The organism is Acinetobacter sp. UBA3025 (assembly GCF_002367915.1).
GTDB lineage: Bacteria > Pseudomonadota > Gammaproteobacteria > Pseudomonadales > Moraxellaceae > Acinetobacter.
Map to the genome: position 1 here is coordinate 1 of NZ_DFDO01000262.1, position 7,649 is coordinate 7,649.

The 7,649-nt window shown below is 44.7% G+C and carries 10 protein-coding genes; 4 read left to right on the forward strand and 6 right to left on the reverse strand.

Features of this window, described 5'->3' with window-relative positions; translation table 11 throughout:
• Nucleotides 1-203: 203 nt before the first annotated feature.
• Nucleotides 204-962: an imidazole glycerol phosphate synthase subunit HisF gene (gene hisF, locus B4J23_RS11040; RefSeq protein WP_004781588.1), complete on the reverse strand. Its 759-nt coding sequence runs from the start codon at nucleotides 960-962 to the stop codon at nucleotides 204-206.
• Between the two features lie 113 nt (nucleotides 963-1,075).
• Here hisF and B4J23_RS11045 point away from each other — a divergent pair, with 113 nt between their 5' ends.
• From B4J23_RS11045 to B4J23_RS11055, 3 genes are read left to right on the forward strand one after another with little or no spacing between them, the layout of a single operon-like run.
• Nucleotides 1,076-2,023 carry a homoserine kinase gene (locus B4J23_RS11045; protein ID WP_291360618.1) on the forward strand — a complete coding sequence of 316 codons (948 nt, stop codon included), beginning with the start codon at nucleotides 1,076-1,078 and terminating at the stop codon, nucleotides 2,021-2,023.
• A gap of 26 nt (nucleotides 2,024-2,049) precedes the next feature.
• Complete coding sequence (locus B4J23_RS11050; protein ID WP_180087121.1) at nucleotides 2,050-2,676, forward strand: DUF1294 domain-containing protein; 627 nt, start codon at nucleotides 2,050-2,052, stop codon at nucleotides 2,674-2,676.
• Nucleotides 2,677-2,696: 20 nt separating this feature from the next.
• Nucleotides 2,697-3,092, forward strand: a complete 396-nt coding sequence (locus tag B4J23_RS11055) for a DUF4870 family protein (protein ID WP_004781593.1) — start codon at nucleotides 2,697-2,699, stop codon at nucleotides 3,090-3,092.
• Nucleotides 3,093-3,153: 61 nt separating this feature from the next.
• Here B4J23_RS11055 and B4J23_RS11060 read toward each other — a convergent pair whose 3' ends face one another.
• The 5 genes from B4J23_RS11060 to hisB form a co-directional block, all read right to left on the reverse strand.
• Entirely contained in the window at nucleotides 3,154-4,083 is a 930-nt protein-coding gene (locus B4J23_RS11060) for a DMT family transporter (protein ID WP_291360623.1), read from the reverse strand.
• Between the two features lie 69 nt (nucleotides 4,084-4,152).
• The gene (hisA, locus tag B4J23_RS11065) at nucleotides 4,153-4,887 is read right to left on the reverse strand and encodes a 1-(5-phosphoribosyl)-5-[(5-phosphoribosylamino)methylideneamino]imidazole-4-carboxamide isomerase (protein WP_180159201.1); all 735 of its coding nucleotides are present in this window, start codon (nucleotides 4,885-4,887) and stop codon (nucleotides 4,153-4,155) included.
• Between the two features lie 223 nt (nucleotides 4,888-5,110).
• Nucleotides 5,111-5,773: a 3'-5' exonuclease gene (locus tag B4J23_RS11070; protein WP_159123744.1), complete on the reverse strand. Its 663-nt coding sequence runs from the start codon at nucleotides 5,771-5,773 to the stop codon at nucleotides 5,111-5,113.
• A gap of 152 nt (nucleotides 5,774-5,925) precedes the next feature.
• Nucleotides 5,926-6,543 carry an imidazole glycerol phosphate synthase subunit HisH gene (hisH, locus tag B4J23_RS11075; protein ID WP_004781601.1) on the reverse strand — a complete coding sequence of 206 codons (618 nt, stop codon included), beginning with the start codon at nucleotides 6,541-6,543 and terminating at the stop codon, nucleotides 5,926-5,928.
• On the reverse strand, nucleotides 6,543-7,136 hold the full coding sequence (gene hisB / locus B4J23_RS11080; protein ID WP_005232589.1) for an imidazoleglycerol-phosphate dehydratase HisB: 594 nt from the start codon (nucleotides 7,134-7,136) through the stop codon (nucleotides 6,543-6,545). The genes hisH and hisB overlap by 1 nt, the downstream gene beginning before the upstream one ends.
• Before the next feature lie 96 nt (nucleotides 7,137-7,232).
• Between hisB and B4J23_RS11085 the strand changes: the two genes are divergently transcribed.
• A complete protein-coding gene (locus B4J23_RS11085; RefSeq protein ID WP_004781604.1) occupies nucleotides 7,233-7,610 on the forward strand; it encodes a GNAT family N-acetyltransferase in 378 nt (125 codons plus the stop codon).
• Nucleotides 7,611-7,649: the final 39 nt, after the last annotated feature.

Consider the following 7,649-nt stretch of genomic DNA (forward strand, 5'->3'; position numbering starts at 1 on the left):
CCTAACGCTGACAGGTTGTTATGAATACTTGAGTTATGGTTAGATTTTACTGGTTATGTTGACACCAAGCGCTGTAGTCTATTCTTGGTTTTATAAGGAGTCGCAAGACTCCTTTTTTTTGTCCAGAATTTAAATGATTTCTAAGAATAATGCATAAAAAAAGAGCGTGATATTCACGCTCTTTTTCATTTGAAGGCTGTCGTTTAAAGACGCATTTCAATGCCTTGAGCAGCTAGATAAGCCTTGGCTTCAGGAATGGTATGTTGGCCAAAGTGGAAAATAGAGGCGGCAAGTACTGCATCGGCACCACCATGGATAATCCCGTCAGCCAGATGCTGCAAATTGCCTACGCCACCAGAGGCAATCGTCGGTACAGTCACACGGTCATTAATGGCACGCATGAGTGGAATGTCATAACCTGCTTTGGTGCCATCGGCATCCATAGAGGTAATTAACAGTTCGCCTGCGCCATAGCTGGCCATTTTCTCTGCCCATTCCAGGGCATCAATACCAGTCGGTTTGCGTCCGCCGTGGGTAAAGATTTCCCATTTATTCTCGCCAGTTTTTTTGGCATCAATCGCTACCACGATACATTGCGCGCCAAAACGCTGTGAGGCTTCCTGTACAAACTCAGGGTTGAAGACGGCTGCCGAGTTGATGCTGACTTTATCCGCACCTGCATTTAATAGTAGACGAATATCTTCGACTTTACGCACGCCACCGCCTACGGTAAGCGGTACGAATACAGATTCAGCCATACGCTCAACGGTACGGTAAGTGGTGTCGCGTCCATGATGTGTAGCGGTAATATCAAGGAAAGTAATTTCATCGGCACCTTGTTCATTATAACGGCGTGCCACTTCTACCGGGTCACCCGCATCACGAATATCAAGGAACTGAACACCCTTGACTACGCGACCGTTGTCGACGTCCAGACAAGGAATAATACGTTTAGCTAGCATAAATTTTTCCAATTATTACAGCCGATTATGAAACTCACCCACGCAAGCGCTACACCTTGGTAGATGGAAACGGTATTCTAGCAAAAATATGTAAGTTTTTTCGCAGGTTTTCTATGTCGGTTTATACCACTTTGACTTTAAAGGAAGTTCAGGATTTCGCAGCACCCTATGGACTTGAGGTGATTGATCTGATTCCCATTCAAGGAGGTATCCAGAATACAAACTATTTTCTGGTCTGCGAAAACCAGCAATATGTGCTGACCGTTTTTGAAGATATGGATGAACAGGCCGCCGGAGAACTGGTGCCGGTCTTGCAGCATCTGGGGCAGGCAGGTCTGGCCGTACCGGTGCCTTTATCCCATTCAGGCAAAGCCATTCATACGCTAAAAAATAAGCCGGCACAAATTGCACCACGCATGATGGGCGAGCATCCGATGCCATCTACCGTTGCGCAGGCGGAAGCGATTGCCATTGCTCAGGCCAAAATGCATGTCGCACTGAAAGATTTTAAACTTGAGCGTGCCTTTGTCCGTGACCATGCCTACTGGTATAACGTAGCGCAGGAAATTAAACCGAGTCTGAACGCAGCAGATAAAGTCTTACTGGGTAAACTTCTGGGCCTGTATGAAGCTTTAACCGCAGTTTATCCAGATCGTCCACGTGGCTTTATCCATTCGGATCTGTTCCGTGACAATACCCTGTTTGAGGGTGATCAGCTGAAAGGAATTCTGGACTTTTATGAACTGAATAAAGATGAATTCCTGTTTGATATCGCGATTACTTTAAATGACTTCTGTACCAATTATCCGGAAGTTACTTTAAATGAAGAAAAGGCCAATGCCTTTTTAAAAGCCTATGAAACTGTACGTCCATTGACTGAGGATGAAAAATCATGTCTGGAGCTTTACTTGGCAATGGCTGCGGGCCGTTTCTGGATGATGCGTTTACAAGTGGCACAGAAAAATGCGGCTGAAGGCCGCATCGGTGAAGATATTCTGCAAAAAAATCCGGAAGAGATGCGTAACATGCTGATTGAACGTTTAAAATTCGTGATAGCTTAAATTTAGAATAAACAGGAACAGGCAAAATGCGCGATCAGGGACGTTTAGTGGAATGGTTTGATGACAAAGGCTATGGCTTTATTCAGCCTAATGATCCGGCCAAAGATCGCGTGTTTTTGCATATCAAGGATTTTGCCCGTCCCGGTCCACGGCCGATTGTTGGTTGTGCGCTGGATTATCTGGTGATTCTGGACGAGCAGGGACGTTATCGTGCCCAGCAGGTTATGTACCTGAAAGCATCGCAAACCAAAACGGCAAAAACAAAAACTAAAACATCAGGCCGAAGTCAGCCAGAAAAACTGCAGCCGATGCAGGTTGCTTCTGTGGCCTATATTCTGGTACTGGCGGGACTTAGTTTAGCCGGCTTATTGAGTGGAATGGTCCTGTTACTGGTAAGCCTGATGAATGTTCTCAGTTACTGGCTGTATGCCCAGGATAAGGAAGCAGCACAATTGGGCAATCGCCGTATTCCTGAAAATACCCTGCATCTGGTGGCATTTCTAGGAGGGTGGCCGGCAGCTTGGCTGGCACAGCAAAAATTACGGCATAAAACACAAAAACAACCCTTCCGGCAAATTTATTTTTGTACTATAGCTTTTAACATCATTTTGATTATATGGCTGATTTCTCCTTTTAACAGCCTGAATATCTAGAACCAACCACAGGAGCGTAGATGAACTATTCAATTGATAAAGACTCAAATCGCACGCTAACCCTGATTCTTTATATCTTATATATTGTGGCCATTTTTAGTGGTGGCTTGCTGGCAGTGATTGCACTGATTATTAACTATGTGAAGCGCTCGGATGTACGAGGCTCGATTTTTGAAAGCCACTTCACCTGGCAAATCCGCAGTTTCTGGTGGTATCTGTTCTGGAATATTGTAGCCTTTGTGCCATTCCTATTTCTGTTCTTTACCCATGAAGATCCGGACCTGTTTGCAGGCGTCGCTTTTGGTGCATCTACTTTCTGTCTGGTTGTAGTCTTTGTTTCCTGGATCTGGATTGTCTATCGCGCGATTCGCGGCATTATGCGTCTGAATGACAATCGACCGATGTATACCAAATAAGATTAGCTATATTTCTCTAGATAAAAAACTCCCCCTTTTCTAAGAGGGGGAGCTCATAAGCTTAGGAAAGATCTTCCTTCAACTCTTCTATTTTTTCTTTTCTGAAAAATTTTGGTTTCCATTCGCTGGCAATTACCCCAAGTACGACCATTAAGCCTCCCATAAGTGCTAAAGCAGGTAAGCGTTCTCCCGCCATACGTCCAAATAAACTTGCCCAGATCGGTTCACCGGCATAAATGATCGCAGCTTGAGAGGGATCTACCATTTCCTGTGCCCAATTCATCACCAGCTGAATACAGGCACTGGCAATACCGAGACCGACCAAAATACCTGCCAGATGCCAGTGAAAGTCAGGTAACTGAGATTCACCCAGCATCGGTGCCATCAGAAAACAAAATAGCGAGGCAAAAATGAGTTGTAGCACGGTGACACGCCGGGTATTCACCTTCGGAGCAAAATGACTGATAAAAATAATCTCAAGTGCAATGGCAATCGAGCCGAGCAAAGTCAAAGCCTGACCAAAATTCAGCTGAATGGCACCAAAGCCATTACCGGTTAAAAAGACCAAGCCAAGAAAGGCAAACAGGGCACCGACCCAGGTCATAAAATGTGGTTTCTTACGAAATAGCAGCCACAGCATTAGAGGCACTAAGGGAACATATAGCGCAGTCAAAAAGGCCGATTCACTGCTACTAATCGTTTGCAAGCCCACCGTTTGTGTTCCATAACCGATCGCAATCACAGCCCCAATGATGGCACCCGCTGCCACTTCTTTAAGCGTCATGCCTTTCAAGTGCTTCAGCGACAGCAGAGTTACGGCAATTGCCGCCGCTGCAAAGCGTAATCCGACAAAGATCACCGGACTACTGAAATTCAGGCCATATTGTACAGTGATAAAGCTGCCACCCCAGATGATGGTAATCAGGATCAGAGCAAGTTGAGGAACTTTCGTTCTCCAGATAGAGGGAGTTTGGGAAACGGATGTCGACATGGGAGAGAAGATCAAAAAAATTGAACAATAAAAAAAGAGGTCCACAGACCTCTTTTTCAGCAGATGCTATTATAGCGCTTCTTGTTCATCCAGCAATAATTGTGCTTCACGTAGATTTAAAGTGCCTTCATAGATCGCACGACCGGTAATCGCACCTAAAATACCAGGCTGATCTTTCAGGTTACGCACGTCATCCATATTGGTTACGCCACCTGAAGCAATCACAGGCAGACCTGAATATTGTGCCAGATATACGGTTTGCTCGATATTGACACCCTGCATCATGCCGTCACGGGCAATATCCGTATAAACAATACTAGATACGCCAGCATCCGCGAAACGTTTCGCCAGATCAGTCGCTTTTACATCAGTCACATTCGCCCAGCCATCGGTTGCCACCATGCCATTCATGGCATCGATACCCACAATAATGTGGCCTGCAAATTTTTTGCATGCTTCTTCTACAAATTCAGGATTTTGCACTGCTTTTGTACCAATAATCACAAAAGATACGCCTGCTTCCAGATAATGCTCAATGGTTTCCAGTGAGCGGATTCCGCCACCAATCTGGATAGGCAATTCTGGCTGTGATTTGGCAATGGCTTCTACCACTGGCTTATGAATCGGTGTACCTGCGAAAGCACCATTTAAATCTACTAAATGCAAGCGGCGAGCGCCTTCATTTACCCAATGCTGTGCTGTTGCCACCGGATCGTCAGAAAATACGGTATCGTCTTCCATACGACCTTGTTTTAAACGGACACATTTGCCATCTTTCAGGTCAATTGCAGGGATGATCAGCATGCTTTCGCTCCTTGCTCAATCTTTAGAATGAATTTCAGTGAGTTCATCTTAGCAAATAAAGTCGAAATTTCTAACTCTTAAACGGTATGAAAAAAGAAAACCTGTCTGAAGATATACTGGAGTAACAGGATTTTATTCTTCAATTTTTTTTATTCTTTGCAATACTCCTGAGGGAGCCTGATATCAAAATGATATTTCGCTAGAAAACTTATCCTTTGTTCCTTCAAATTTTTGAATGCGGGCGAATTTTCAATTTTAGTGAAGTATTGGGAACTTCCTTGGGACCCAAGCCACGGTGCAGCAATTCTTCAAAGACCAGTAAAGGTGCATAGGCATCTGCAGCCGCATATTCAATCTGTGCCTGACTGAGATGTTTTTTCGCCCAGTTCGATGTCGTGACCCGTTTTGATTTAGGAAAATTCACCTGAAATAGCAAAGCCATCGCATTTTTTAATCCAAGAGGATTTTTAATGCCGAACGCACCAAAGCACTTTGACAGTTCAATCACACTGTTCAGCTCAATGCCTCTTTTACGGAAAAGATGCGCATCATTTTTCAGGCCAAAACCAACTTTAATCTGGTCTCGATTGGCAAAAATCGGTTTCAGAAAATCCCAAATGGCAGTATTCATCTGAAACAGGTAGGCCTTTTCCAGAGTGGCCAGCTGAATCAGATGCGGACCAGTGGACACTTCACCAACCTTGAAGGTCGGTTTAGACTCAGTGTCCAGACCAAAGACTGCGATCTGCCCAAGTTCTTCGCGTAGAGCTTCACATTGCTGAATGCTGTTAATCACCACAATATTTTCAGGCGCGATATTTTGAAAAGGTGGAAAATTTGCTATTGCCTCTTTACTCGGCAGAATATCGTTAAGCTGGGTATCCATGATTAAAGCATCTTCCATTGATGAATATTCGGGTTGAATAGAGCATACCTTAGAGAAGGAAGCTTGGATGTGAATTATTTTTCAAAAATAAAATTTTAAACTGTAGCCCATAAAAAAAGCCCGCATGATGCGAGCTTTTTAAATGTATTGGATTAGATATTCCAATCCACAAAGTTTTTTAGCAATTGAAGGCCTGCAGTATGGCTCTTTTCAGGATGGAACTGAGTCGCAAACAGGTTGTCTTTATGCAGAGCAGTACAGAAATCAATACCATAGTTACAGGTCGCTGCCACGATACTTGGATCTTGTGGTTCCACATAGTAACTGTGCACGAAATAGAAACGTGCATCCTGAGCAATGTCTTTCCACATTGGATGGCTTGGATCGGCCTGATGTACTTGGTTCCAGCCCATATGCGGCACTTTTAAACCTGCCATTTCCGGGAAGTGTTTCACTTCACCTGCAAAAATACCCAGTGCATCAGCACCGCCATTTTCTTCAGAGCGTTGCATCAGGGCCTGCATGCCGACACAGATGGCCAACACCGGTTTGTTGAACACGGCATTACGCACGACTTCATCAATTCCGGCTTCATGCATGCCTTGCATACAGTCACGCATTGCACCCACACCCGGAAAAACGATTTTGTCGGCTTGGGCAATCAGTTTTGGATCATTAGTCACATCTACCGTTGCACCGACGTGTTCAAGTGCTTTGGCTGCTGAGTGTAGGTTTCCCATGCCATAGTCAAGAAGGGCAATACGGGTCATTACAAGGTACCTTTGGTTGAAGCAACAGTATTCGCAGCACGTGGATCAACTTCACATGCCATACGTAGTGCACGGGCAAATGCCTTAAATACACTTTCGATCTGGTGGTGACTGTTTTTACCTTTCAGGTTATCAATGTGTACAGTCATCAGCGAGTGGTTGACAAAGCCCTGGAAGAACTCAGAGAACAGGTCTACATCAAAACGGCCAATCATGGCACGGGTAAATGGAATGTCCATAAACAGACCCGGACGGCCAGACAGATCCACCACGACACGGCTTAAAGATTCATCAAGCGGCGCATAGAAGTGTCCATAACGACGTAGGCCTTTTTTATCACCCAAAGCCTGAGCGAACGCTTGACCTAAGGTAATACCACAGTCTTCTACGGTATGATGGTCATCAATTTCCAAATCTCCGTCACAATGAATATCAATATCGAACAGACCATGTCGCTTGATTTGATCAATCATATGATCTAAAAATGGAATACCAGTGTTTAAAGTGCCTTGACCAGTACCATCGAGGTTCAAACGAACTCGAATTTTGGTTTCGTTGGTATTTCTTACCACTTCACTGATACGATCTGTCATAGACACGTTCCTCAAATACGTCAAAATGATTGATGTAGAAAATATTTTCGCCGTGACGACGTCACCGCATATTAGATTGCTCAGGAGGGTTTATCAATGCCTATTACCGTACATGCTTATACTTCTCTAGAAAACGACGAAGTGCGCAGCCAGCTTGAGCGACTGTATGACACTAGCCCTGAATTTAGTGATGGGGCAGATGCCATTGAACATCTAGAGCAAAACCTTGCACAGTATACCTTACTTTATACCGCAGAATTTAACACCAAAATCATCGGCGCCATCTGGTGCACGGGACAAGGCGAAAGCCGAACCCTGGAAAATATTGTGGTGCATCCGGCCAACCGTGGACGCGGGGTTGCAGAAAGGCTGGTGAGTGAGGCATGCCGCATGGAAGAGGAAAAAGGAGTAAAAGCATTTGTACCGGGATGCGGAGCCATTCACCGCTGTCTGGCAAATCTTGAAAAAATTTAAATATAGATAAATTTCAAGCAGCCTTCGGGCTGCTTTTTT

Bases quoted from the DNA above. Each gene is read 5' to 3' on its own strand.
- B4J23_RS11055 (WP_004781593.1), top strand. From the start codon at position 2,697: ATGAACTATTCAATTGATAAAGACTCAAATCGCACGCTAACCCTGATT.
- B4J23_RS11085 (WP_004781604.1), top strand. From the start codon at position 7,233: ATGCCTATTACCGTACATGCTTATACTTCTCTAGAAAACGACGAAGTG.
- B4J23_RS11045 (WP_291360618.1), top strand. From the start codon at position 1,076: ATGTCGGTTTATACCACTTTGACTTTAAAGGAAGTTCAGGATTTCGCA.
- hisF (WP_004781588.1), bottom strand. From the start codon at position 962: ATGCTAGCTAAACGTATTATTCCTTGTCTGGACGTCGACAACGGTCGC.
- B4J23_RS11050 (WP_180087121.1), top strand. From the start codon at position 2,050: ATGCGCGATCAGGGACGTTTAGTGGAATGGTTTGATGACAAAGGCTAT.
- B4J23_RS11060 (WP_291360623.1), bottom strand. From the start codon at position 4,083: ATGTCGACATCCGTTTCCCAAACTCCCTCTATCTGGAGAACGAAAGTT.
- B4J23_RS11070 (WP_159123744.1), bottom strand. From the start codon at position 5,773: ATGGATACCCAGCTTAACGATATTCTGCCGAGTAAAGAGGCAATAGCA.
- hisH (WP_004781601.1), bottom strand. From the start codon at position 6,543: ATGACCCGTATTGCCCTTCTTGACTATGGCATGGGAAACCTACACTCA.
- hisB (WP_005232589.1), bottom strand. From the start codon at position 7,136: ATGACAGATCGTATCAGTGAAGTGGTAAGAAATACCAACGAAACCAAA.
- hisA (WP_180159201.1), bottom strand. From the start codon at position 4,887: ATGCTGATCATCCCTGCAATTGACCTGAAAGATGGCAAATGTGTCCGT.